Raw genomic sequence first — 26,183 nt, 5'->3', positions numbered from 1 at the left:
TCTTACACCACTTCTCATGGAGATAACATATCTGATGTATTATTTTTCTCAAAAAAGAATAAATTTCACTCCGGATGGCGAGTTCGATCACAAAATCAGCGGGTGTTGCGGATGGGGCTGAACACTGTGAAAGGTTTTTAATGATTGTATTAAAGGGGTTTTTAAACGCATTGGGGGTGATTACAGGCAAATAAGCGATCCAGATCGCGCTGTGCGAAAAATTGCGCGCCACCTGTTGACAATTTAGTCACAACAGCACAATTCTCATCACACAAGTTATCACATTTATAACATTGCACGGCGATGAACATCGTCGCTGTGCATCCTGAGAGGTCACGTTATGTCCGAGGTCTCAATCTTAACGCAGCAACTGGCACGCAAACGTCGGCGGCGCTACACGCTCAGCGGTGTGGTGATCGTGGCGCTGGTGGCTGCCATGGCGCTGAATACCAAAGTGGTGCGCATCGGTTCGGCGGACGACGCGCGTCAGCAGGGCTTCTCCGCAGACAGCTACGGGCAGAAAACCTTTCCCGGCATCCAGCAGGATGTCGAAGCGCGCGCGGTGGATGCCGCCACGCTGGCGGCCGCACTGAACAGCGATCGGCAGCAGGCGGTGGCCAGATACGGTGTCGGCTCGCCGCTGCCGGTGCTGCCGGTCAAACTGCAGGGCGTGGTGCAGCCGGGGCAAATGGGTGTATTCCCGTTACAGGTCGCCGGTCTGCCAGCGGGCACGCAGCTGCGGTTGCAAACCGGCCCGGCGATCACCGGCACCGATTTGCGTGATGCCAGCGGCAAAATTCAGTTTGGTGATTTTACTAATCAGATCGAATACCAGAACGCCGGGGCGGCGATTAATCGCGCCATGAAAGTGGCGGTGCTGGAGAAACTGGACCGCGACGCGCTGCCGGGCAAAACCGTGCAGGTGGTCGGCGTGTTCCGTCTGCTCAGCCCGACCAACTGGCTGATTACGCCGGTGCGCGTGGAGGTGCAATGAAACCGTTCAACGTCAACCCGGCGCTGCTGAAAGGAGAAGTGATTCTGCAGGCGCGCAACGTCAGCAAAGTGTATGGCTCCACCCATGCGCTGAAAGGCGTCAATTTTGAAATCCGCCGCGGCGAAGTCACCACGCTGTTCGGTGAAAACGGCGCCGGTAAATCGACGCTGATGAAAATTCTTTCTGGCGTGATTACGCCAACATCCGGGGAAATTCTGTTAAACGGCGAAGCAAAGGTGTTCCGTTCGGCCACCGAGGCGCGCGACTGTGGTATCTCGATTATTCATCAGGAGCTGAATCTCGCGCCCAACATGAACGTGCGCGACAACATTTTTATGGGGCGCGAAATCATGCGGCCCGGCGGGGTGGATTACGCCGAAGAGGCGCGGCTGACCCGCCATCTGATGGCGGCGCTGGAGGAGGAGATTGATCCGCTGACGCCGGTGGAGAACCTGCGTCTCGGGCAGCAGCAGATTGTGGAAATCGCCCGCGCGCTGTCGGTGAATTCACAAATCCTGATCATGGATGAACCGACCTCGGCGCTCAGCGCGGCGGAAGTGGCGGTGCTGTTTCAGGTCATCCGCGATCTGACCAGTCAGGGCGTGGCAATTGTGTATATCTCACACCATCTGGAGGAAGCACTGGAGATCACCGATCGCGCAGTGGTGCTGCGTGACGGCGTAATGACTGCCTACGCCCGGCGCGACGAGATCGACCTCGAATGGATCGTGCGCAACATGGTGGGAGAGCACTTCGACCTCGGTTCACCGCCCGGCGGCTATGCCTTCGGTGGCGACGCGCTGACGGTGCAGGCGTTAACCGTGAAAAGCAAAACCGGTATCCGGCTGGTGGATCAGCTGTCGCTGACGGTGCAGGCCGGCGAGATTGTCTGCATTTATGGCCTGATGGGCGCGGGGCGCACCGAGCTGCTGGAGTGTCTCGCCGGACGGCTGAAGCAGAGCAGCGGGCACATCCTGCTGCAGGATACCGAGATCTCCGCGCTGTCGCTGTCGCAACGCATCAAAATGGGACTGGCGCTGGTGCCGGAGGATCGCCAGCGCGACGGGCTGGTGCAGACCATGACGGTGGGCGAAAACCTGTCGCTGGCCAGCATCAGCGAGTTTGTACGCGGGCTGGTGCTGTCAACGCGACGGGAGAAACAGCTGATTGGTGACAGCATTCGTAACGTGACGGTCAAGACTGCCGGCGGTGAGGCGGCCATCGGTTCCCTGTCCGGCGGCAATCAGCAAAAGGTGGTGATCGGCAAAATGCTCGCCACCCGACCCAAAGTGATTCTGCTGGATGAACCGAGCCGCGGCATCGATATCGGTGCCAAAGCCGAAGTGTTTCGTCTGCTGGCGGAGAACGCCAGCAAAGGGCTGGCGGTGGTTTACACCACCTCAGAAGTGGGCGAGTGCCTGAGTATCGCGCACCGCATCGTGGTGATGAGCAAAGGGCGCATCTCGGCCATCTTCGACGCCAGCGTGAGTAAAGAACGCATTATGGCCGCTTCGGGCGAGTCTCTGGTGGCATGACATGAAAAACGGAGCAAACGGTATGACTGACAGAACCCAAACGCTGGATAGCGCACCGCGGGTGGCGAAACCGGCCAGCGGCAAGCGCCTCAATCTGGCGCGGCTGCTGCTGGAAGGGCGTGCCTTTATCGCGCTGCTGGTGATTATCGCCACTTTCTCCCTGCTTTCGCCCAACTACTTTACCGGCGCGAACTTCCTCACCATGGCATCGCATGTGGCCATCTTCGGTTTGCCGGCGATCGGCATGCTGCTGGTGATCCTCAACGGCGGGATTGATTTGTCAGTCGGCTCGACGCTGGGACTGGCTGGGGTGATGGCCGGCTTTATGATGCAGGGCATCAACCTTGAAGCGCTCGGCGTGGTGCTCTATCTGCCGGTGTGGGCGGTGGCAATTCTGACGCTGGTGCTGGGCGCGCTGGTAGGGCTGGTCAACGGCGTGCTGATTGCGATTTTTCGCGTCCCGGCGTTTGTCGCCACGCTCGGCACCATGTATGTGGCGCGCGGTATCGCGCTGCTGATCACTAACGGTCTGACCTACAACAAACTCTCCGGCAGCGAAGCGCTGGGCAATACCGGCTTCGACTGGCTCGGCTTTAACCGCCTGTTCAACATCCCGGTCGGCGTGCTGGTGCTCGGCGCAGTGGCGCTGGCCTGCGGTTTCCTGCTGAGTCGCTCGGCGTTTGGCCGCTGGCTGTATGCTTCAGGCGGTAACGAGCGCGCCGCCGATCTTTCCGGCGTGCCGGTAAAACGCATCAAAATCAGCGTCTACGTGCTGTCGGGTATCTGTGCGGCGATGGCCGGGCTGGTGCTCTCTTCGCAGCTGACCTCCGCCGGTCCGACCGCGGGCACCACCTACGAGCTGACCGCCATTGCTGCGGTGGTGATTGGCGGTGCGGCGCTGACCGGAGGACGCGGTAACGTGCGCGGCACGCTGCTCGGCGCGTTCGTGATTGGCTTTCTCTCTGATGGCTTGGTGATTATCGGCGTTTCTGCCTACTGGCAGACGGTGTTCACTGGCGCCGTGATTGTGCTGGCGGTATTGCTCAACACCCTGCAATACGGCCGGCGCGGTCGCTAACCCTGTGCGCGCTGGCAGGCTGGCGCGCGAGTAACCGTAAAACAAACCTGTACCCTAATAATAACGGAGCACCTATGTTCACTAAACGTCTGTTTATCGCCGCCGCCGCGATGGCCATCTCCACCTTTGCCTTACCCAGCTGGGCCAACAACGGCCTGATGACCATCATCGTCAACGATCCCTCCAACCCATACTGGCTGACTGAGGGCCAGGTCGCGCAGAAGGCGGCGGAGAAGCTGGGCTACAGTGCCAAAGTCAGCGCGCACAAAGGGGATACCAACACCGAAAGCCAGCTGATTGATACGGCGATCACCAATAAATCGAAGGCGATCATTCTCGATCCGGCTAACGCCGACGGCTCGATTGGCTCGGTGAAGAAAGCGATTGCCGCCAATATTCCGGTGTTCGTGATCAATGCCGAACTGAACCAGAGCGGGCTGGCTAAAGCGCAGCTGGTGTCGAATAACGCGCAGGGCGCGGCAGTGGGCGCGATGGAGTGGGTGAAGCAGGTGGGTGACAGCGCCAGCTATGTCGAGCTGGTGGGACCGCCTTCGGATAACAACGCCGCCACGCGCGCCAACGGTTTCGATACCGTGCTGTCTCAGTACCCGACGCTGAAGAAAGTCGGCCAGGAAGTGGCGAACTGGGATCGCACCCAGGGCTTCAATAAAATGCAGTCACTGCTGCAGGCTAATCCGAACATCAAAGGGGTGATCAGTGGTAACGATGAGATGGCGCTGGGTGCTATCGCCGCCCTGAAGGAAGCCGGCAAACTCAGTCAGGTGAAAGTGGGTGGGTTTGACGGTTCACCGGATGCGGTCGACGCGGTTAAAGCCGGTACGCTGGCCTATACCGTGATGCAGCCGGTAGCACAGTTCGCACAGAAGGCGGTAGAGCAGGCGGACACCTTCCTCAAAACCGGCAAAACCGGTGTAGCACAGGAGAAGCAGCTGTTTGACTGTATCCTGATCACCAAAGACAACGCCGGTGATTTCGTTTCGCCGTTTGTCCTGAAGCAGTAAGTCAGATTACCGATGGCGGCATTTTGGCCGTCATCGGTTAGCTGCTGCGCGCCTGATTTGCAAAAGAAACGTTTACGCGCTGTAATCAAAGCCGAAACTGCATTTCCGCTTCACTTTCCGGACGAAACATGGCGCATAACCCGCAAGAGACCTCCGCTGGTCACTTCCTGAATGAAACCTTACCGGGCGACAGCCGTCAGGCGCGTCAGCTGGCACGACGCCAGCTCATAGCCGAAGCCGTGATGGCCGAAGGCGCGGTGCGTATCGAAGATATTACTGAGCGCTTCGGGATCAGCCTGATGACCGCCCATCGCGATATTGATGAGATGGTTGAGCGCGGGCTGCTGCATAAATCACGCGGCGTGGTCTCTGCCACACCAACCAGCCTGGTGGAATCCAGCGATCTCTACCGTGCCACGCGCCAGCTGGAAGAGAAACAGGCGATTGCCGAAGTGGCCGCTGGCTACCTTGAACCCGGCCAGGCGCTGTTTCTGGATGATTCCACCACCGTGCTGCAGATGGCGCGGCTGCTGCCGGCCAAAGCGCCGCTCACGGTGATCACCAATTCGCTGACGTTAATGAATGAATTACGCAACGGTCGCGATATCACTCTGATGGGGCTCGGCGGCCAGTTTCATCACTGGTGTAACGCCTTTATGGGGCGCATGACGCGAGACGAAATCGCCAGCCTGCGCGCCGATGTGTTTTTTGTCAGCATGTCGGCGATTATTGATGATGCGGTGTTTCACCAGTCGGCCGAGACGGTGGAGACCAAGCGTGCCATGTTCGAGGCGGCGCAGAAGCGCATCCTGATGATGGATAACACCAAGTTTGAGCGGCGCGCGCTGCATCGCTTTGCCCACCTGAGCGAGTTTGATGTGGTGATCGTCAATCAGGGCACGCCGGTGCCGGTGCTACGTCGCCTGCAGGAGCTGGGGGTGAATGTGGTGGTGGCACCGATGAAAACCGGGCAGGGACGCACAGAGGCGTAATGCCCGGTTTGCGCCTTAGCCAAGGCCGATGAAGAAGCCGGCGATGGTGGCGCTCATCAGATTGGAGAGCGTTGCGGCGATCAGCGCGCGCAGGCCCAGCCGCGCGATTTCCGGGGTGCGCTCCGGTGCGACGGCAGAAAAGGCGCCGACCACCACGCCAATCGAACCAAAGTTAGCAAAGCCGCACAGGGCGAACGAGACGATGGCGATGGTTTTGCCGTCGAGCGCGCCCGCCTGATGCAGATAAGGTGAAAAGCTGATGTAGGCGACAAACTCGTTCACCACCAGTTTCTGACCTATCAGACTGCCCGCCAGCGCCGCATCGTGCCACGCCACGCCCATCAGCCACGCCAGCGGGGCCAGCGCGAAGCCGAGTATTCCCTGCAGGCTGATGTCGCCGTGACCAAACCAGCCGCCGATGCCGCCGAGTATGCCGTTGAGCATCGCGATGATACCGACAAACGCCATCACCACCGTCGCCAGACCGGCGGCTATTTTCATCCCGGTAATCGCTCCGCTGGCGGCGGCTTCAATCAGGCTGCGTGCCGGCGTGTCGCTAAACGACAGGTTGGTAAAAGTCACCTGCGACGCTTCCGTTGCCGGACTGAGCAGCCGGGCGAACAGAATGCCGCCAGGAATGGCCATCAGCGAGGCGGCCAGCAGATATTCAATCGGTACCCCCAGCCCGGCATAGCCGAGCATAGTGGAACCGGCTATTGAAGCCATGCCGCTGCAGATGGCGGTGAACAGTTCGTTGCGATTGAGACGGTTGACGAAGGGTTTGACGATGGCCGGGATCTCATTCTGGCCGAGGAAAATGGTGGTGACCGCCACGAAGGATTCGATCTTACTGATATTGAGCGCGCGCTGAAAGATGCCGCCGAGCAGGCGAATGATGGCGCCCATCACGCCAATATAGTAGAGCACGCTAACCAGCGCGGTGATAAAGATGATGGCCGGCAGAACGTGAAAAGCAAACACAAAGCCGGCGCCGTTGAACACCTTGTCCATTTGCGGTCCGGCCAGCGCGCCAAATAGAAACGCGCTGCCCGCATCACTGTAAGCCAGCGCCTGATGCACGCCGCTGGCGACTTTTTCCGCCAGCCATTTGCCCGGCGGCAAATAAAGGATCGCGCCGCCGAGGGCAATCTGAATCAGTAACGCGGCACCGGTGGTGCGCAGACTGATGTGCTTTTTATTTACTGACAGCAGAAACGCGATCGCCAGTAATACCACCATACCCAGAACACTTCTCATTATATCCATCATGATATTTCCTGATATCAGCCTGGTGAGGTTGCATAGCGGTATGGGCGACCACTTTCTGCCCATATTGTGGGGTTAAATGATTAGCGGTACCTGCGCACGCAGTCTTCGACTAAATCCCAGAACCATGCGGTATCCAGCGTGATGCCCACTTTGGTGTTTGCCGGTTTCCCCAGCACGCCCAGCGCATCACACACCGTGCGGCCATAGCAGGGACCGCTGTTAACATCGATTTCGACAAACATCGGCTGAACGTTGAAGGCATCCGGATTAATCAGATAGGCGACACAGGTGGCGTCATGCACCGGGCCGCCCGCCAGACCGTAATTATCGTGCTGGGTTTTCAGCGTAAAATTCATCATGTCGCTGAACAGCTTTCCGGCCGGGCCGCCGGCCTTTTCCATGCGGGTAATGATGTCCGGCGTGCACACCGTCTGGTGCGTTAAGTCGAGCCCCATCATCACCAGCGGGGCGCCGGCGGTAAATACCACGCGCGCGGCTTCCGGGTCGGCAAAAATATTAAACTCCGCCGACGGGGTAAAATTACCGGTGCCGTAAGCGCCGCCCATCAGCACAATTTCACGGATTTTAGGAATGATTTTCGGCTGCATGCGCATCGCTACTGCAATATTAGTGAGCGGGCCGACCGGCACCAGCGTGATATCCCCGTCGCTGTTCATCAGCGTATCGATAATAAAGTTCACCGCGTGCTTTGTTTCCGCCTTACGCGTCAGCGGGCCGAACACCGGGCCGTCAAGACCGGTTTCGCCGTGAATATTATCGGCGACGATCTGCTGGCGCATAATCGGCTGCGGCATGCCGGCATAAACTGGCGTGTCAATATTCAGCATCTGGCAAACGTTCAGGCCGTTGACCAGCGTTTTGTCCAGAATTTGATTGCCCGCCACGATACTGATACCGAGCAGTTCAATCGAAGGATGTTTCGCGGCCAGCATGATGGCGATGGCATCATCATGACCGGGATCACAGTCCAGAATAATTTTACGTGCTGTCATGGTTTACTTCTCAGCTTCTTTATTTATCACCTTAATTTCATTGCAGAAATTTTCCGGTGCGGTAGGGTAGAGGCCTTCACCTTAGCAGCGGCGTGACACGCCAGAGTATGAGAAATCTCATAGTGGACATCGAATGATGAAAGAAATAAATAATGACGCGCTGAAGCAGCAGTTAATAATGGCGTCCGGCTATTGCGATAAATTTTCAGCCGATGTGATCCCGCACACACATTTATTTCATATTCTTGCCGGGGACTATATTGTGCGCGAGGGGGCTCTGCCGGCGTATATGTTTTATCTGGCGCGCGGTCGCACCAAACTGTATGTCACGCTGGCCAATGGCCGTATTTCGCTGGTGGATTTCTTTAATGCGCCCTGTTTTATTGGCGAGATTGAAGTGCTGGATGAAACGCATGCTTCACGCGCGGTGCAGGCAATTGAAGCCTGCTGGTGCCTGGCGCTGCCGGTGAAAACCTGCCGCACGCTGTTGTTAAATGATGCGCAGTTCCTGCGCCACGCCTGTCTCGGCCTGGTGAAAAAGAATTTCCGCAATATTGTCACCTCAACGCGCAATCAGGCGTTTCCGCTGGTTAACCGGCTGGCGGCCTTTATCCTGCTGACTCAGCATGACGGTGTGTATAAAGAGAAGCATACGCAGGTAGCGGAGTACCTTGGCGTGACCTATCGCCACCTGCTGTATGTGTTTGCGCAGTTCAGCGCAGAAGGGGTGCTGCGTAAGCAGCAGGGGGGTTATGCGATCGGTAACCGCGCGGCGCTGACGGCCTTAGCCGAAGAGATGGAGCCCGGCGCAGCGCTGCCGGGTCACTGAGTTTATGCGCCCTGGCGGGTGGCCGCCAGCACGATCTCCCGCACGCAGACCGACTGCGGCTGCGAATAGGCGTAATCGATGGCGCTGGCCACGTCGTCTGCGCTGAGCACCTTGCCGCCCATTTCGTCTTTCCAAGCGTGATAACCGTCCTTGATTGCTTCGCTGGTGGTGTGACTCAACAGCTCGGTTTCAACTGCGCCCGGCGCGATAACGATCACGCGTACATTGTGCGGCGACAGCTCTTCGCGCAGGTTCTCTGACATGCCATGCACAGCGAATTTAGTGCCAACATACACTGCGTGATTAGGAAACGTCTTCCGTCCGGCCACTGAGCTGATATTAATGATCGTGCCCCCTTTACGGTCAATCATGCCTGCGGTGACCGCCTGCACGCCATTGAGCAGGCCTTTCACGTTGACGTCGAACATCTTATCCCATTCGCCGGCATCCTGTTGTTCAATCGCGCCGAGCAGCATCACGCCCGCATTGTTAATCAGCGCATCGACCGGGCCAAACTGCTGCTCAGCATCCTGCACTGCGGTGGTAAATGCGTGGCGATCGGTCACATCAACCGCGCGGCACAGGGCGTTGGGCAGGTTCAGTGCCGTCATACGATCGATACGGCGAGCCAGCAGCAGCAGGGCATGTCCACGCGCCGAAAGCAGTCTCGCCGTGGCAAGACCGATACCGGAGCTGGCGCCGGTGATGACGATTAAGGGTTTAACATTCTGCGTCATAATGACTTCCTCATAGATAAAATTAATGGCGAAGCTGAGGCGTGCACTTTAAATCGCGCGGCAATTGGTGAAAAATGGTTTATTTCTTTCGCCGATATAATCATTTTCTATGGATAAGCGACAGCTAAAAGCTTTTATCTGCGTGTTTGAGGAGCGCAACATCACGCGCGCCGCACAGTTACTCAATCTGACGCAGCCCGCGCTCTCGGCCACGATCAAACTGCTGGAAGAGGAGCTGGCCACCACGCTTTTTATCCGCAGGCCGCGCGGCGTGGAGGTCACGGAGGACGCTCGCGTCCTTTATCCGCAGGCGCGCAAGATGCTCAGCGATATGCAGGCGCTGGTGACACGCTTTCGGCAGCCGTCGGATTGTCTGCCGTTGAAGATTGGCGTTGAAGGGGATGTCGCCCCCGCCCAGCTGGCGCAACTGCTGACGGCCATCCGGCAACATTTTCCCACGGTGCTGCTTAACGTCGAGCCCGGTTGCGTGGGCGATATCCGGCTGGCGTGTGAAAGCCTGCGCTGCGAAGACGAGCTGTTTATGCCGCTGTTTGAAGAGCACTACGTGCTGGCGTATCCCGCCAGTCATGCGCTAAATCAGCTGGAAACGCTGACCCATGATCAGTTGCATCCGCTGTCGTGGGTGATGGTGCCGACTGATGAGTCACATCAGCGGCTGCTGCCGTTTTACGGTGCGGGTGCGGCAGCGGCCAACGCCGGCAGCTACGCGCTGGCGCTGGATCTGGCGGAAGCCGGCTTTGGCGTCACCATTGCGCCGGCGCCGCTGGTTGCCGCGCGGCATCGCCTGGCCTGGCGCGCTTTACCCGGTCAGCCGCTGATGCGGCGTGTCGGCATTTGCTATGCGGTTCAGGCGCAGGCCAATCCGGCGGTAGAACGGCTGCTGGCGCACTTCAGCCACGGCGCGCCTTTGCGTACTTCGTGATAGATCCGGTACGCTGCCGGGCGCACCGGTTCAAAGCAGATTAGCGCGGGTTCATCATGTCAAATATGGCGTCAAAATTGCCGTCGCGTTCGGCCCAGCGCCGCGTATAGTCGCGCTCCAGCAGCAGTTCGCCGCGCGCGACCGGACCATTTTCCAGCATCTGCAGAATCTGCGCGATATAGTCTTCCAGCGGCATGGCACGGGGATCGCTGAGCTGGTGATCACCGGTCAGCGCCGTCTGTAGATATGGCGGCAGCATTTCCAGCACCTCAACCGGGGTATTACGCAGCTGATGACGCAGCGAAACCAGCCAGGAATGCAGAAAGGCTTTGCTGGCGCAGTAGGTGGGAAAACTGGCCAGCGGCATGAAGGCCAGCGCGGAACTGGTTGCCATCAGCGTGGCCTGCGGCTGACGGCGCAGCAGCGGCAAAAACGCGGCGGTGACGCGAATCACACCGAGGATGTTGGTCATCACGATTTGCTCAGCAATATCACTGGTCCATTCGTCTGTCGTCACCGTTTCCGGCTGCGAGATACCGGCGTTGGCGATCAGCACGTTGATATGCGGGAACTGCGCGTGAATCGCCGCAGAACAGCGGGCGAGGGCGGTGGTGTCATTAACGTCCAGAGCAAAGCCGGTAATGGCCGGGCGCTGGGCGGTGATCTCATCGAGCAGCGCCTGACGTCTGCCGGTGATAATGACGCGGTTACCGCGATCGTGAAAAACCTCGGCCATGCGGCGGCCAATACCGCTGGTTGCGCCGGTGATGAGCAGGGTGTTGTTGGTCAGTTTCATAGTGTGCCTTGTCAGTCAGAGAATGAAAGGCCACGTGCAGTGATGCACTGCTAGCGATCCCGTGAAACAGGATGCGTAGAAAGCGTGAACGATGCCGTGGCGCTGTTCCGGTTTTCCTCTGCGCAGAGGCCCATTCCGGTTCAGGGCGCGTTGGATGACGGTAACGCCTACGGCAAGTCAGAAGTGAGATGCGCGCTTACTATATAGCGAGCCGGGGAGGGATGTCTATCCTGTCGTCCTGTTCCTGCAGACTGTGGCGTTTCGTTTTCTGACCATGATCAGTTATGCTGATTTGTATTAAAAATCATAAAGGAATTATAAAGTGCGCACCCGCGATTCGGCTCGTTTGCTTATTATAAATCCCCTTAATCAGGTTTTATTATTCTGGTTTAAGCATAAAAATAATGCCCTGTCAGGCAGAGAATACTGGGCCACACCCGGTGGAGGCGTTGAACCGGGAGAGACTTTTGAACAGGCAGCTATCAGAGAGCTCAGAGAAGAAACAGGCTTTTATGTCGATGATGTGGGTCAGCCGTTAACTGAGCGCATTTTTGAAATGACGCTTCCCAGCGGTGAGGTGGTTTTGGCAAATGAACGATTTTATTTAATTAAAGTTGGAGATGAAGATATCTGTACCAGTGGTTGGACTGAAAATGAAAAGTCAGTCATTGATAGTTATCACTGGTGGGATCTTACTGAGCTGCGAAACACTCGCGACGTCGTTTATCCAATAAATATTGCTGATCTCTGCACATTGCCGGATTAATTACGCGACGTGTCATAGCGTTGAGCGTATGAATCTATCATTGCCGCTTTCAAATGGAATCTTATTGCAGGTGATCAGAGTATGTTCAGTGGAGCCGACACATGCTCAGGAAAGCAAAGTTTGAAGCATGAACTCACGGAAATGCTTGCAGAATTTATACAGGTATCTGAGGATTTTCAGCAGGTAGCCTAAAGCGGCCTGGTCAGCTTAGCTCACAGCGATCAGGTCAGCTTTGCCCCTGTGATTAAATGGCGCATAATGTATATTATGTTAAATAAGATATCTAATCGCGTATTTCAATCCTTCAGTTTCGCCCTTCACGCCTCTTACCAGGCTCACAACTCATTCACCACGGCGACACTATGTGAAAACGTATCCCACCGGTCCGTTTGATGGACACCACGGCGTTATCCTGGTGCGCATCAATGCGCACCCTACAACTGACTGCACGGTTAGCTTCTTCGCCCTCGGTGCTTTAAACATCTGCTCATCCACAATGACAACGAATCTTGCGACACTACGACGTTATCCTGGTGCGCATCAATGCGCACCCTACAGCTGACTGCCCGGTCAGCTTCGCGCTTCGTCGCTTTAATCATGGCTTTAGCTCATCCAGCATGACAACGCTACGCGAAAACTTCCCGGTTATCCCTCAGCGCTTTTGTCAGATTTCACGTAGCGCGATCGGTCTGTTTGCTGAATATCGCGATGTCATCCAGGTGCGCATCAATGCGCACCCTGCAATGCCACTCCGCACTGCACAATCGCAGGGGCGCCATTCATGGCGACCGAACCCGGCGCCGTCAGCGGATTGCCAGCCTCATTTATCTTTAAAATAATCTTCCGGCATTTGTCCCGGCGGCATGTTGATTACGGCATCATTATCCGGACCTTCATTCTTCATGTAGGTCACTTTGGCAAACTCAGGAATCACTACGTACGGATACGCTGGCCCTTCATCACGGAAACGATGCATATCTTCGATGAATTCATTCTGATAGCAGATGGTTTTTTCCGGATGCTGTCCTTCGCCGGCAATCCACTGCGGGAAAAAGATGGTGCCGTGAATCACCTTGCGGTTGATATCAAACAGCAGACTGACGCAGGTGCCGGTCGGCTCGTGCCAGTCGACTTTATAAATGCCCGGCGCGAACTGCACCGCATTCATACTTTGGTTGGTCACCCAACGGCCACCAACCAATCCCTGATGGATACGATAATCACAGGTTGTTGCGTTGCGCGCGTACCACTCATATTTCCAGCCATTATCATAGGTATAAACAAAATGCGTCCCGACAAACGCAGACAAATCTTTGGAAAATTCATCCGTTATCATGGTGTTATCCATTGTTTTACCTCATCAGCAGTTTGTTGAAGCAGGAATAGTAAGTTATAGCGCCTGTGTGAAAACCAGACGGCAAATTAACAAAAAAATCCGCATCCTGAGCGTGCAGCCGGCTTGACAGCGCCCGTCCCCCTGCTCTTTTATCTCCTCTGCACGTCGGGCCAACTGTCGCTGTTACATTCTGAAGGCGTCATCGGGTCGTTTTCCTGCTAAATCTCGCTGCAATCTTTGCAACAGCGAGGTCAAACGTTCGGCGATGTAATCGGTAAATTCTGCCCGTCCCAGCGTTCTGGCAAATACCTGCTGGGGTATGAAACGGCGCATCTCGTTGTAAAAACGTCCGTCTTTGACGATGTTTTCGATACCAGCCAGCCGCTGTTTTAATAACTTTTCATAGTCAGGAATCCGGTAATCCTCGATTTTTTGCCGAATCCACCCCACATCATACGCAGCGCCTTGCTGCATCAGCCAGGGTAAATCCCAGACATCGCGGTAACGAAGATATTTGGTGGTCGCAACCAGGGAAATAAGCTTATCACTCATGATTTCGTCGAGACTTTCACACATCACCAGCGTATCGCTGTAGCCATCCGGCAACACCGGATAATTGCGGCTCAGCGGCAACGGTTTGCGACTGTAAGCGGGAATATTAGCAACTTCGACCTTGATGCGTTGCTTAGGCATATCGCGTTTTTCGGGTGCCGTCGTCACGGAGACCTGCCATTTATCGACTCTGATCTCTTCATAGCCCGGCTGGCGGCGAAGTTCTGCCGGCTCTTTGACCGTAACTTCTAAACCGTAACGCGTGCCGAGATAGTCTTCGATACAGACCTTCATGTTTTTTAAATCTGCACCGGAAAAGTTGATGCCGCCGGCGAAATCCAGATCCTCGCTAAACCGATTGCCGTCATAACATAGCCGCAAAGAGGTACCGCCCTGGAACGTCAGATTTTGCAGCAGACCCGCTTTATCCAGACAGTAAAGGATGTCGTAGTGTAAAAGCTCTTTTTCCACTACGTTACGCATACCCTCGAGTTGCGCTGAAGCCATGGCCTTAGCGACCAGTTCAGTGAAACTGACTTTCTGATTCATCGTTCGTTTCCGCCTCATCAATCAGATGCGTATTACGTCCCACCCGACGTAAATCGCGCAGTGCGGCTTTTTTGGTTGCCAGGCGCAAAGGTGACTCGCCCAAAATGGTGTCCTGCAAAATTTGTTCAGGCGATCGTTTGGTATGCGTGAATTCGATCACGCCATAAGGCGTAATGTGTTCTTCAGAACGGCCCGTGGTCATAACGGTAAGACGCCCCATCGGGATTTGTGAAATTACACCGTAAGCCGATAACGCCGATTCCAGGCTCAGGTAACTGTATTCTCCTCTGCGCAACGTCTGGACGATTCTTTCCAGCGTGTAAGCGTCTTTACTTCTCGCATAGGCGTAAACATAGACGCCACGGCTGGCGCGCTGCAGGATGCCGTCCTTCACCAGACGGTTCAGGCCAGCATTGAAAGCCTTGTCACTGTCGTCATAAAAGACTTTGGCTAAATCACGAACAGCAAAGACATAGCGCCCCTGCCTGTCAAACGCGTTAAGCCGCTCGATTGCCGTCATTTTGTTCATATAAGTCTACGGGAAAACCACATTTATAGAGTATTCATGTGTACATGATTTGCCCTGCACTTTCAAGTGCACATGAATACCAGCAAAAAGTAGTATTCATGTGCACTTACTTCACCTGCTTCAAATCGGACAACTCTCCGTGCGTGTTACCAAAATCGCATGCCGGTTAAATGCAGGGTTCTGGCGATGCCACCGACAGCGATCAGCGCCAGCACAATGCCCAACCCCGCCATCGCTTCAAATCCAAGGTGTCTGAACAGCAGATAACCGACAACGCAGCCGGAAAGAAATGAGAAAATCGTGACCAGATGAGTAAAAAGCACAGTTCGGTGGCCATCGCGATCGGCGGCCTCGCTTTGACTGAACGATGCGCGCAGCCAGGAGCCTAACGCGATGCCGGCGTCGGTCAGTGTGCCGGTCACGTGCGTGGAGCGAACGCGACCGGAAGAAAGCTGGGTTGAGGTTGAGTTATGGATGCCCATCAGCAGACTCAGCGTAACCAATATTTCGCCGTTGTTTCGTTCGGAATACCACAGGATTTCTACCAGGGAGGTCAGCAGCAGGAAAATACCCTCTGCCAGCAGCACCAGACAGTAAATGGTGCGCAGATTCCGCTTCAGGCCGTAAGCTACCGTTAAACGCGCCAGCATGGCACCACAGACAAAAGCAAAAATCAGCACGGCCAGAAACAGCAGATCGTGCAGGTCAGAACCATTTACCTCTGCCGAAATTTGCGAGGTATTGCCGGTCATATGGGAAGGGAAAAAACCAAATGCGCCAAACGCCATGGCGTTAAGGATACCGGCCGTGGTGGCCAGCGTTAACGCCAGCAGGCGGTCTTCGCTGTGAGAGCGGATTTTCTTCTTGCGCAACAGCATAATCTATTCAGCACTCCTTTGAGAGATTCTCGGGTTGGTCGGGTCTCATCCTTATCAAGCATAGCGGCTATGCTCCGACTCACGGCTAATCCTCTGCTTTTATTACTTTTAAATCCTCCGCTGCCACATCGTGTCGCTGTCATTTTTTTGTCATTTCCACGTCAGCGGAATGTTGGTCCCCGGCGCTTACAGTGGTGCATGAACCCCGATTAATTATGAGGATCGATCATGACATTACGCAAAATCACGGCGCTGACGGCGCTGGTAATCTCAGCCCTGAGTGCCGGACTGGCGCACGCCGATAGCGCTGCCGCGCCGCAGGAAGTAAAAAATATTGTGCTGGTCCATGGCCTGTACGCTGATGGCTCCAGCTGGGGCAAAGTCATCCCACTGTTGCAGGCGAAAGGTCTGCACGTCACCGCGGTACAAAACCCAACGACGTCGCTGAATGATGACGTGGCGGCGGTGAAACGCGCGCTGGCACAGCAGGATGGACCGGTGATTCTGGTTGCGCACTCCTACGGCGGCATGGTTATCAGTCAGGCGGGCGATGAACCTGAAGTGAAGGGGTTGGTATATATCGCGGCGCGCGCGCCGGAGGCCGGTGAAGATTATCCGGCGCTCACCAAAAAGTTCCCTGCGGCACCGGTTGCCGCTGGCCTGAAGTGGCGTGACGATGGCTTTGGCGCGCTCAGTGAACAGGCGTTTATCCATGACTTTGCCGGCGATCTGCCAGAAAGCGAAGCGCGGGCTTATTACGCCGTTCAGCAGCCGATGGGTAAAGCCATTACCCAGGCGAAAACCAGCGTGGCGGCCTGGCATAGCAAACCGAGCTGGTATGCGGTGTCGACGGAGGATCACACTATCAATCCGGATCTGCAGCGCTTTATGGCGAAACGCATGCATGCGCAGACCATCGAACTCAAGGCCAGCCATGTGTCGCTGATTTCCCAGCCGCAGGCGGTGGCAAATCTGATTATGAAAGCCGCGCACGTACCGGGGTATTGAGCGCACCCTTACCGGGTGCATGTTTGATAGCGGCGCAATTTATTGCGTGATAAATCGCGCCGCCAGAAAGGGTGCGCGCCCTGCCTTATGAATGCGCTGGGGCACTCTTCATATCCAGTTCATAAACCACACAGGGCTGGTCGTAATGCTGCTCGATACCGCGATAGCGCATACCCAGCCGCTGCATCACCCGATGGGATGCAAGGTTTTCCGGATGTGCCACCGCCACCAGATAATCCACGCCAATCTGCCCGGTAGCAAACTGCACAATCGCCGTGGCGGCTTCGGTGGCATACCCTTTCCCCTGACTGCTGCGCAACAGTCGCCAGCCAATTTCCAGCGGCGCCTGTTCCTGATGGGCCAGATGCTGCAGACAAGCCGCTCCGACGATGTCATCGCTGCTCTTCTCGCGCAGCGCCCACCAGGAAAAACCATAGCGCTGCCAGCGTTGCTGCACGCGCTCAATGGTCGCCAGCGTCTCGTCCTCGCTCTTCACCTGTCCCTCATTGATATAACGCATGATTTCCGGGTCATCATCCATCGCGCGCAAGCCGGTGAGGTGGCTTAGCGCAAAGGGTTCCAGTCGTAAGCGTTCTGTTTCAATCACTGCCTGCATGATTCCCTCCCCGGGTTGTCCTGATCGCCACAGTTAGTGGGTCTGTAGTTAGCGCATCATCGCCTTTGTGCGCGTCCGTTACTGGACAATCTCCTGACATTAACGGACAACATTGCCAGCGTCATCACAATTTCCAATGACCGGTCAGCTTGTAACCTCATCAACCTCGTGACAATATCGCTACATGTATATACATGTATGTTTCGTGACATTTACCACTGACTAACAAGAAAAATCAATGACTAACCACCTTTAGCCGTTCCAGCGAGGAAACTATGTCCGCTCAGATACCTGCCGCAGATTATTCAGGTGCAGAGAAACAGCGCCTGTCAGAAACACGTTCCATTGATTACATCCCGCTCAGCGAGCGTCACGGGCATCCGTTTAGCCAGTTCACGTTGTGGTTTGGCGGCAATTTGCAGATCACCGCCATTGTTACCGGTGCGCTGGCGGTGGTGCTGGGCGGCGATGTGGTGTGGTCGATTGTCGGTTTACTGGTGGGACAGATCGTCGGCGCGGCCATCATGTCGCTGCACGCGATTCAGGGCCCGCGCCTTGGCCTGCCGCAGATGATCACCAGCCGTATGCAGTTTGGCGTGTTTGGCGCGGTGATCCCGCTGGTGCTGGTGTGCATTATGTATGTGGGCTTCTCGGCCAGCGGCACGGTACTGGCCGGCCAGGCGCTGGCGAAGCTGGTCAACGTCAGCAATGCAGCCGGCATGATCATCTTCAGCGCCATCATCATCGTGATTGCGGTGCTCGGCTATCGGGTGATTCATAAACTCGGCAAAGTGGCCAGCGTCATCGGCGTGCTGGCGTTTGTTTACCTGTTCATCACCCTACTCTCCAGCCACGATTTAGCGGCCGTCTGGCAAAATCAGCACTTCAGCGTTGCCAGTTTTCTGCTGGCGGTATCGCTCTCCTCGTCATGGCAGATTGCGTTTTGCCCTTATGTGTCGGACTACTCGCGCTATCTGCCGGTGGATGTCTCCGCGAAAAAGCTGTTCAGTTCGGTGTTTTTTGGCACCGTGCTGGGCACGCAGGCATCCATGACGCTGGGCGTCATTGTGGCTGCAATTGCGGGTAAAGCGTTCTCCGGTAATGAAGTGGGCTACATCGTCGGGCTGGGCAGCAGCGCCACCATGGCGATGGTTATCTACTTCGCCATCTGCTTTGGCAAAATCACCTTCACTACGCTCAATGCCTACGGCAGCTTTATGTCGCTGACCACCATTGTCTCCGGTTTTCGCCAGCAAACCGCGATCAGCCGTGGCGGACGTATCCTGTTTGTGGTGCTGATGGTGACGCTCTCCTGCATCATTGCGCTGCTCAGCGAACCGGCGTTTCTCAAATCATTTACCCACTTCCTGCTGTTCCTGCTGGCCTTTTTTGTGCCGTGGAGCGCCATCAGCCTGACGGATTTTTATCTGATTACCAAAGGGAAAGTCGATGTGCCCGCGCTGTCGCAACCGGATGGCCGCTATGGTCGCTGGAACTGGGCCGGCATTATCATTTACTTCCTCGGGGTGCTGGTACAGCTGCCGTTCATTGATAACCCGCTGCATCATGGTTCCCTGACGTGGATTTTTGCCGGCAACGATGTGTCATGGATCATCGGCTGGTTTGTTACCGCATTGCTGTGGCTGGCCGCACGTCGCTTTGATCGCCGCGGGAAACTGGCCGACTCTGTTTACCCTCAGTGACGTTGTCACATATTAGTGCTGCGGCGCGTGTTTTCGCGCCGCCCTCATCGGCAATATCCTGATAATGCCGTAAACGCTGCGGCACGCTACACTGCTGATCGCCCTTTCGAGAATGCAGGAGTCATGGATGCCAGCCTCAGCGCTTTCACTGTTCACCCCGGCCACGCAACAGTGGTTTCGCCGCACTTTCCCGGCGGCGACCCCCGTACAACAGGAAGCCTGGCGCGCCATCGCCAGCGGACAACACTGCCTGGTGATTGCCCCGACCGGCTCCGGCAAAACGCTGGCGGCATTTCTGCATGCGATCGACGCGCTGTTTCGCGAACGCAGCCGGGACGAACCCGTAGCGCGCAGTCATAAGACGCGCATTCTGTATATTTCACCGGTTAAAGCGCTTGCGGCTGACGTGCAGCGTAACCTGGCGCTACCGCTGGCGGGTGTTGCCGCTCAGCGCGCGGAATTGGGTGAGGCGGAAATCACGCTGGAGGTCGGCATGCGCTCCGGCGACACGCTCAGCGCCGAACGGGCAAAGCTGCAGCGCCGGCCGCCGGACATCCTGATTACTACCCCGGAATCACTTTTCCTGCTGCTGACGTCAAAAGCCCGCGAAACGCTGCGCGGCATCTCAACCGTGATTATTGACGAAGTGCACGCGGTGGCCGGAAGTAAACGCGGCGCCCATCTGGCGCTCAGCCTGGAACGTCTCGATGTATTGCTGGCGCAGCCTGCTCAGCGCATTGGCCTGTCGGCCACTGTGCGACCGCCAGAAGCGGTGGCGGCTTTCCTCGGTGGCGCAGGTATTGCGCGCATCGTCAACCCGCCGGCGCAGCGGCCGCTACAGCTGACAATTACCGTGCCGGTAGAGGACATGACGGACATCCAGCAGCGTCCCGATGCGCGCGCCGCGCAGGAGAGCAGCCTCGCCGCCGGTTCCATCTGGCCGCATATTGAAGCCGGCATTCTGGATGAGGTATTGCGCCATCGCGCGACTCTGGTGTTTACCAATTCGCGTGGGCTGGCGGAGAAACTCACCGCACGGCTCAACGAACTGTATGCGCGACGCGCCGCGCCGGAACTGGGCGTAACAGAGCCCGCCCTCGCCTATGGCTCTTTTAGCGGTGGAACCGAAAAACGCGCCACGCCTGCTGAAGCGTATATTGCCCGTTCGCATCATGGCTCGGTGTCGAAAGAGCAGCGGCTGGAGATTGAGAACGCCCTGAAAGCCGGCGAACTGCGCTGCGTGGTGGCGACATCCAGTCTTGAACTGGGAATTGACATGGGTGATATCGATCTGGTGATTCAGGTCGGGGCACCGCCTTCGGTGGCCAGCGCGCTACAGCGTATTGGCCGGGCCGGTCACCAGGTCGGCGGTACGCCGAAAGGCATTATCTGGCCGCGCACGCGCCGCGATCTGGTTGATGCGGCCGTGACGGTGGACGCGATGCTGGCAGGCGAACTGGATGCTATCGCTTTGCCACACAATCCGCTCGATATTCTCGCTCAGCATACGGTGGCGGCGGCGGCCATGGACACCCTGTCAGTCGAGGCATGGTATCAACAGGTGCGCCGTGCCGATCCGTTCAAAACGTTACCGCGTAACGCCTTCGATGCGGTGCTGGATATGCTGTCTGGCCGCTACCCTTCGGACGAGTTTGCTAACCTGCGCCCGCGCATCATCTGGGATCGACAACAGCAAACCTTAAGCGGTCGCCCGGGCGCGCAGCATCTGGCCGTCACCAGCGGTGGCATCATTCCGGATCGTGGCATGTTCAGCGTGATGCTGCCGGAAGGCGAAGAACAGTCTGGTGCGCGCCGGGTCGGCGAACTGGATGAGGAGATGGTGTATGAGTCGCGGATTAACGACATCATCACGCTTGGCGCCACCTCGTGGCGCATCCAGCAAATTACGCACGATCAGGTGGTAGTGGTGCCGGCACCCGGTCGCTCGGCGCGCCTGCCCTTCTGGCACGGCGACAGTCTCGGGCGTTCGGCGACACTCGGCGAAGCCATTGGCCGCTATTTGCGACATGCCGCCAGCGGGGTGTTGCCCGGCAGCGACAACCTTGACGCCAATGCCCGACACAACATTCGTGCGCTCATCGACGAACAGATTGCCGCCACAGGCCTGGTGCCTGACGATCGCAATTTGCTGATTGAGCGCTGTCGCGATGAAACCGGCGACTGGCGCGTGATTTTGCATTCCCCTTATGGTCAGCGCGTGCATGCGCCATGGGTGCTGGCCATCGCTGAGCGGATTGGCCGCCAGATGGGCCTCGATCCGGCCGTGGTCGCCAGCGATGATGGGATTGTCGCGCGCTTCCCTGACAGCGAAGGCCGGGTGCCAGGCGCTGAACTGTTTTTGTTTGCGCCGGACGAACTCCAGCGACAGGTGACGGCTGCGGTGGGACATTCTGCGCTGTTTGCCGCCCGCTTCCGCGAATGCGCCGCGCGCGCCCTGCTGCTGCCGCGCCGCAATCCCGGTAAACGTTCTCCGCTGTGGCAGCAGCGGCTGCGCGCCGGGCAGCTGCTGGAGGTGGCGCGGCAGTTCGACGATTTCCCGATTTTGATCGAAACCGCGCGTGAATGTCTGCAGGACGTGTATGACCTGCCGGCGCTGCATCAGCTGATGGCGCGGATACAACAGGGCGAGGTTAAGCTGACTGAAGTTACTACCGATACGCCCTCGCCGTTTGCTGCGCCGCTGCTGTTTGGCTATGTCGCCGAATTCATGTATGCCAGCGATGCGCCGCAGGCGGAGCGGCGCGCCTCAATGCTGGCGCTCGACAGCGCGCTGCTGAGCGATCTGCTGGGCCAGGTTGAGATGCACGAGCTGCTGGCACCCGAGGTGGTGGCACGCGTTGAGCAGGAGCTTCAGCGCACCGTCCCCGATTATCAGGCCAGCACTCAGGAAGCTGTGGTTGATCTGCTGCGCGAGCTGGGGCCGCTCACTGTGCCGGAAATCACGGTGCGCTACAACGGCGAGGCGGCGCTGATGCCGCTGCTAACCGCGCTGCAACAGGCGCAACGCATCATTCAGGTTACGATTGCGGCAGAGGCGCGCTGGGCTGTCGCCGAAGATGGCGTGCGGCTGCGCGACGCACTGGGCACGGCGCTGCCAGCTGATCTGCCCGCCGGGCTGCTCGCGCCGGTGGCCCGTCCGCTGCATGACTTACTTAATCGCTATCTGCGCACTCACGCTGTCGCCACCAGTCTGCAAATCGCCGCCCGCTTTGGTCTGGGCCGCGCCGTGGTCGACGACACGCTGGAAGAGCTGCGTCAGCAGCAACGCGTACTGAAAGGCGACTTCCTCTCGCCTGCGGTCGATGCGTCAACGCAGTGGGTAGCGGAAAGCGTATTTCGTCGTTTGCGCGTGCGATCGCTGCAGGCGGCGCGTGAGGCCACCCGACCGGTCGAAGCGCCGGCGTACGTGGCTTTTCTGCTTGAGCGTCAGGGATTACTGAGCGACGTCGCAGCATCCGCGGCACAGGGCGCCTTTGCCGGTATCAACGGCGTGGTGCGGGTGATTGAACAACTGGCTGGCGTTGCGCTGCCGGTTTCGCTGTGGGAAAGCCAGATTTTGCCGGTGCGGGTGCGTGACTATCAGCCTGCGATGCTGGATGAGCTGCTCTCTTCCGGTGAAGTCATCTGGAGTGGCCAGCGAGCACCTGGCGCGCAGGACGGTCTGGTCTCACTGCACCTGAGCGAGTTTGCCAGTGAAACGTTACCGGTGCCTGATGAAGGTAATAATGTGACATTGTCACCTTTACAGCAGGCGATTGTGGCGCAGTTACAGGATGGCGGCGGCTGGTTCGCCCGCGAGCTGCTACCGCGCGTGATGGCGCAGCCTGAACACTCTGTCGATCCCGGCGAAGTCTTTGCCGCGATGTGGGAACTGGTATGGCGCGGCTATCTGACCATGGATACCTGGGCCGCGCTGCGCCAGCTCAGCACCACCAGCCACACGCCGCGTCCACGCCCGGCCCGTCCTGCGCGCAGTCGCCACAGTCGGGCCAGTTTCGCGGCCAGCCGCAGTGCTGCTGCGCAGCCCTCGCTCAACAGCATGGCCGGACGCTGGTCGCTGATTGTGCGGCAGCCGCTGGCCGATACCGAGCGCGCCCTGGCGCTGACTGAAAATATGCTCGACCGCTTTGGCGTGATCACGCGCGGTGCCGCCGTGGCAGTGCAGATTCCCGGTGGCTTTCCGGCGCTGCAGCCGCTCTTGCGCGGTATGGAGGATGCCGGACGGCTGCTGCGCGGCCGCTTTGTTGCTGGCATGGGTGGCGCGCAGTTTGCTGAAAATCCGGCCATCGATCGGCTGCGTCAGCTCGGCAGCGCGCAGGCCACACATCCGCCGGTGGCGCTGACGGTGCTGGATCCCGCCAATCCCTTTGGCGTGCAGCTGACGTGGCCGCTCAGCGTCGGTGGCGTGCGGCCTACCCGCCGCAGCGGCGCACTGGTGGTGATTGGCAATGGGTGCGTTATGCTGTGGCTGCCGCCGGGTGGTAAAGAGCTGTTAACTTTTGGCGACATTAGTGAGGAGCAACGCCAGGCCGCGATCGTGGCGCTGGGCCAGGCCTTACGCCGGGAGAAGACCCACAGCTTCATTCTCGAACGGGTGGACGATCAGCCGGCCAGCCAGTCATCACTGCTACCGGCCCTGAAAGCCATCGGCTTTTCCCGCGTGCCGAAAGGTTACAGCTGGTATGACTAAGCCTGCAGGCGGTAACGATGCTGCTGCAGGCGTTCGGCCTGACGCGGCGTGGCCACCGGCCAGCTAAGTTGCGGAAACAGGTATAACCGGATGCTGAACAGATGAAACAGCGGCAGCAGCAGCGCCTCGTCACGCTGCGCCAGCTGTTCCAGCTGCATCAGCAGCACATCGAGCTCCTCCTGCAAATCCTCATGCGGCGGCGTCTGCAGCGACTTCAGCCTGCGCTTAAGAAACAGTCCCAGCTCGTGAAACATCTGCCCGCTGTCCAGCTGATAACGGCTCAGCAGCGCCTGATGGCGCGCGTAGTAGTCAAAGCTATTAACCCCCAGCCACACCTCGGTCAGCAGCATTCCTGCCGGCGCCATATCGGACTGCGGATCAAGGTGCAGGCGTGGCAGCACCACGTTGACCTTATCCAGCATCAGGCCAATAAAACGCTGGCGTCCCAGCAGCGATGAGCCGTTGCGCTCAATTTCCTTGATAAAGCGCAGCAGTTCACGCAGGCCGTGACGCACGGCACGGCGCGCGGTCCACGATGGCCGCTTGTTGCGCATCAGCGCGGTCAGGATCACCGCAAACAGCACGCCGGCCATTGAAGCAATCGCGTTATTCACCAGCAGCACCAGATCGGGTTTCAGATGATGTCCGAGCCCGATAAAGCCGGGGATCTGAATCGCCACGCTCAGACCGATCATGTTGCTGGCCGGTCGCGCAATCATCAGCCCGAGCAGCAGCAAACCCGGGGCCAGGCAGAGGATCAGCGCCTCGAACGAGGTTGCCTGCGGCAGCAGCAGCGCGACATAAATCACACTGATAAAGATCGCCACGATCACCCCACGAATAAACAGCTTCATTGAGGTCAGCGGCGTATCGAGGCTGGCGAAGAAGGAGCTGAGAATCGCGGCCATCACTGGCGCTGATGCCCCGTCGCGCCAGCCGGTCGCCATCCACGACAGACAGGAGCCAAAGGTGGCGCAAAATGCCGTCAGCGCCGACAGCCGAATCAGCCCTTTGTCGAAAAAGCGATGCGTGCGTTTGCCGCGCGCCAGCGTGGTGTCGCCTGACAGATCGCTGACCAGCCCGCCCACGCTCTGGTAAGCCCCGGCGATACGCACAAAATCCACCAGCCGCTCCAGCAGGCCGGTAAACAGCAGACAGTGTTCGGTAGACAATTCGCCGTTGCGCCACGCTGCATTCAGCCGATCCTGACAAAGGCTCAGTTCCAGCTGAATGCCAATGACATCGCCCACCGCTTCGCCGTCATTCAGCCACAGCAGGAACTGCTGCAGGGTCTGCTCAACCCAGGCAGGAAAGGCAATCTGGCGCGCCGCCAGCCGCTGCAGCCGCATCTCAATCGCCGTCAGCGTGGGGATTAAGTATGAAAGATGCTGATACTGCATGCTGACAAGGCGAATCAGCCGCCGGGCCGCGTCGCCCTCGTACACGCAATGGGTAATCAGGATCTCGACCTGCTGCGGATTAGTGGCCATGCGGGTCAGGATTTCGTCGCGTTCTGGCGATCGGTCAGCGGAAATGCCAGAGAGTAAATCGCGGCACAGCTTGCGCCCGTTGAGATACCACTGGCTGACGCTCTGCTCCAGCAGACTGCGCATCGAGACCGGAAACAACAGCGCGTGCACCAGGCTGCTGCAGACAATACCTAAAGTAATTTCCTCAATGCGCGACAGCACGGTGCTGGTGATACCGAGCGGCGTCGTCACTTCCGGGAAACCCATAATCGCGGCGCTGTAGCCCGCCAGCATAAAGACATAGCTTTTCGGCGTGCGGTCGTGCAGCGACAGATAGAGACACAGGCTCACCCACAGTGAGATACACAGGCTGAACAGCAGCGGATGCGCCACAGTGAGCGGAAAGATAAAAAAGATGAAGACGCCACCGAGCAGCGTGCCAAGCAGGCGGAACAGCGATTTGGAAATGGTGGAGGCCGAATAAAGCTGCGATGCCACAAACACCGTGGTCAGCGCCCAGGCGGGACGATCAACATTCAGTTCAAGAGCCAGATACAATGCCAGAAAGGCGGCCAGACAGGTTTTTACAGCAAAAAAAACGGCGTTTTTCGAAAACCACTGCATGTCACGGAGACCAGAAGGCGCTAAGTGCGGCGTATCCTGCCAGAATCTGGCGGGCGCTCATCCCGATAACTACGACAAATTGTTTCGTAATCGAAAACTGTGTTCATACTCGCCTGACATCAGGCACAGAATGCTTTAAAGAAACTAATAGAATGCAGCGATCGGCGGGTCGCAGGCGGGATATCTGCGCTGTCACTGCCGCAGAAAGCAACAAACTGCCTTCAGCGGCAGAAA

21 protein-coding genes are annotated in these 26,183 nt (G+C 57.6%); 11 read left to right on the top strand and 10 right to left on the bottom strand.

Annotated features, from left to right (window positions below; genetic code table 11):
• Positions 1-340 precede the first annotated feature (340 nt).
• The 5 genes from C1N56_RS09860 to C1N56_RS09840 all read left to right on the top strand — a co-directional run bounded on the left by C1N56_RS09860 (position 341) and on the right by C1N56_RS09840 (position 5,621).
• Positions 341-994, top strand: a complete 654-nt coding sequence (locus tag C1N56_RS09860) for a DUF2291 domain-containing protein (protein WP_288422241.1) — start codon at positions 341-343, stop codon at positions 992-994.
• Positions 991-2,529 carry a sugar ABC transporter ATP-binding protein gene (locus tag C1N56_RS09855; RefSeq protein ID WP_394516603.1) on the top strand — a complete coding sequence of 513 codons (1,539 nt, stop codon included), beginning with the start codon at positions 991-993 and terminating at the stop codon, positions 2,527-2,529. Before C1N56_RS09860 ends, C1N56_RS09855 begins: the two co-directional genes overlap by 4 nt.
• 22 nt (positions 2,530-2,551) lie before the next feature.
• Positions 2,552-3,607 (top strand): ABC transporter permease, encoded by a 1,056-nt coding sequence (locus C1N56_RS09850; protein WP_058758647.1) that lies wholly within the window; start codon positions 2,552-2,554, stop codon positions 3,605-3,607.
• Positions 3,608-3,681: 74 nt separating this feature from the next.
• Positions 3,682-4,629 (top strand): D-ribose ABC transporter substrate-binding protein, encoded by a 948-nt coding sequence (locus tag C1N56_RS09845; protein ID WP_058758551.1) that lies wholly within the window; start codon positions 3,682-3,684, stop codon positions 4,627-4,629.
• Positions 4,630-4,757: 128 nt separating this feature from the next.
• Positions 4,758-5,621: a DeoR/GlpR family DNA-binding transcription regulator gene (locus tag C1N56_RS09840; RefSeq protein WP_021506045.1), complete on the top strand. Its 864-nt coding sequence runs from the start codon at positions 4,758-4,760 to the stop codon at positions 5,619-5,621.
• Between the two features lie 15 nt (positions 5,622-5,636).
• Here C1N56_RS09840 and C1N56_RS09835 read toward each other — a convergent pair whose 3' ends face one another.
• A complete protein-coding gene (locus tag C1N56_RS09835) occupies positions 5,637-6,887 on the bottom strand; it encodes a NupC/NupG family nucleoside CNT transporter (RefSeq protein ID WP_104187121.1) in 1,251 nt (416 codons plus the stop codon).
• An 83-nt stretch (positions 6,888-6,970) separates the two neighbouring features.
• Entirely contained in the window at positions 6,971-7,903 is a 933-nt protein-coding gene (gene rihB, locus C1N56_RS09830; RefSeq protein WP_058769797.1) for a ribosylpyrimidine nucleosidase, read from the bottom strand.
• 136 nt (positions 7,904-8,039) lie between these two features.
• On the opposite strand from rihB, the gene yeiL reads away from it, so the two are divergent.
• Positions 8,040-8,732, top strand: a complete 693-nt coding sequence (yeiL, locus tag C1N56_RS09825; protein WP_127834764.1) for a transcriptional regulator YeiL — start codon at positions 8,040-8,042, stop codon at positions 8,730-8,732.
• Positions 8,733-8,734: 2 nt separating this feature from the next.
• Here the strand turns inward: yeiL and C1N56_RS09820 are convergent, their stop codons facing one another.
• Positions 8,735-9,469: an SDR family oxidoreductase gene (locus tag C1N56_RS09820; RefSeq protein WP_394516602.1), complete on the bottom strand. Its 735-nt coding sequence runs from the start codon at positions 9,467-9,469 to the stop codon at positions 8,735-8,737.
• A 109-nt stretch (positions 9,470-9,578) separates the two neighbouring features.
• Between C1N56_RS09820 and C1N56_RS09815 the strand changes: the two genes are divergently transcribed.
• Entirely contained in the window at positions 9,579-10,412 is an 834-nt protein-coding gene (locus C1N56_RS09815) for a LysR family transcriptional regulator (protein WP_152391003.1), read from the top strand.
• Between the two features lie 40 nt (positions 10,413-10,452).
• Here the strand turns inward: C1N56_RS09815 and C1N56_RS09810 are convergent, their stop codons facing one another.
• Positions 10,453-11,208 carry an SDR family oxidoreductase gene (locus tag C1N56_RS09810; RefSeq protein WP_104186652.1) on the bottom strand — a complete coding sequence of 252 codons (756 nt, stop codon included), beginning with the start codon at positions 11,206-11,208 and terminating at the stop codon, positions 10,453-10,455.
• 322 nt (positions 11,209-11,530) lie between these two features.
• On the opposite strand from C1N56_RS09810, the gene C1N56_RS09805 reads away from it, so the two are divergent.
• Positions 11,531-11,974, top strand: coding sequence for an NUDIX hydrolase (locus C1N56_RS09805; RefSeq protein ID WP_264443549.1), 444 nt, complete (start codon positions 11,531-11,533; stop codon positions 11,972-11,974).
• 820 nt (positions 11,975-12,794) lie between these two features.
• On the opposite strand, the gene C1N56_RS09800 is transcribed toward C1N56_RS09805, so the two are convergent.
• The 4 genes from C1N56_RS09800 to C1N56_RS09785 form a co-directional block, all read right to left on the bottom strand.
• Positions 12,795-13,310, bottom strand: coding sequence for a phenolic acid decarboxylase (locus tag C1N56_RS09800; protein WP_058758650.1), 516 nt, complete (start codon positions 13,308-13,310; stop codon positions 12,795-12,797).
• A 183-nt stretch (positions 13,311-13,493) separates the two neighbouring features.
• A complete protein-coding gene (locus C1N56_RS09795) occupies positions 13,494-14,411 on the bottom strand; it encodes a nucleotidyl transferase AbiEii/AbiGii toxin family protein (RefSeq protein ID WP_058780563.1) in 918 nt (305 codons plus the stop codon).
• Positions 14,386-14,940 carry a type IV toxin-antitoxin system AbiEi family antitoxin gene (gene abiEi / locus C1N56_RS09790; RefSeq protein WP_021506034.1) on the bottom strand — a complete coding sequence of 185 codons (555 nt, stop codon included), beginning with the start codon at positions 14,938-14,940 and terminating at the stop codon, positions 14,386-14,388. The genes C1N56_RS09795 and abiEi overlap by 26 nt, the downstream gene beginning before the upstream one ends.
• A gap of 146 nt (positions 14,941-15,086) precedes the next feature.
• Positions 15,087-15,818 carry a YoaK family protein gene (locus C1N56_RS09785; RefSeq protein WP_021506033.1) on the bottom strand — a complete coding sequence of 244 codons (732 nt, stop codon included), beginning with the start codon at positions 15,816-15,818 and terminating at the stop codon, positions 15,087-15,089.
• A 228-nt stretch (positions 15,819-16,046) separates the two neighbouring features.
• Here C1N56_RS09785 and C1N56_RS09780 point away from each other — a divergent pair, with 228 nt between their 5' ends.
• Complete coding sequence (locus C1N56_RS09780; RefSeq protein WP_021506032.1) at positions 16,047-16,826, top strand: alpha/beta hydrolase; 780 nt, start codon at positions 16,047-16,049, stop codon at positions 16,824-16,826.
• 85 nt (positions 16,827-16,911) lie between these two features.
• On the opposite strand, the gene C1N56_RS09775 is transcribed toward C1N56_RS09780, so the two are convergent.
• Positions 16,912-17,442 (bottom strand): GNAT family N-acetyltransferase, encoded by a 531-nt coding sequence (locus tag C1N56_RS09775; protein WP_059008837.1) that lies wholly within the window; start codon positions 17,440-17,442, stop codon positions 16,912-16,914.
• A gap of 275 nt (positions 17,443-17,717) precedes the next feature.
• On the opposite strand from C1N56_RS09775, the gene C1N56_RS09770 reads away from it, so the two are divergent.
• Positions 17,718-19,145, top strand: coding sequence for a purine-cytosine permease family protein (locus tag C1N56_RS09770; RefSeq protein ID WP_021506030.1), 1,428 nt, complete (start codon positions 17,718-17,720; stop codon positions 19,143-19,145).
• Between the two features lie 127 nt (positions 19,146-19,272).
• Positions 19,273-23,856, top strand: a complete 4,584-nt coding sequence (locus C1N56_RS09765) for an ATP-dependent helicase (protein WP_394516601.1) — start codon at positions 19,273-19,275, stop codon at positions 23,854-23,856.
• Here C1N56_RS09765 and C1N56_RS09760 read toward each other — a convergent pair.
• Entirely contained in the window at positions 23,853-25,949 is a 2,097-nt protein-coding gene (locus tag C1N56_RS09760) for an FUSC family protein (protein ID WP_394516600.1), read from the bottom strand. The genes C1N56_RS09765 and C1N56_RS09760 overlap by 4 nt on opposite strands.
• Between the last annotated feature and the right edge of the window lie 234 nt (positions 25,950-26,183).

The sequence above is a fragment of the Pantoea sp. SGAir0175 genome (genome assembly GCF_043547855.1).
The sequence above is the reverse complement of the archived record's forward strand: the minus strand, read 5'-3'. Positions and strand labels throughout refer to the sequence as shown.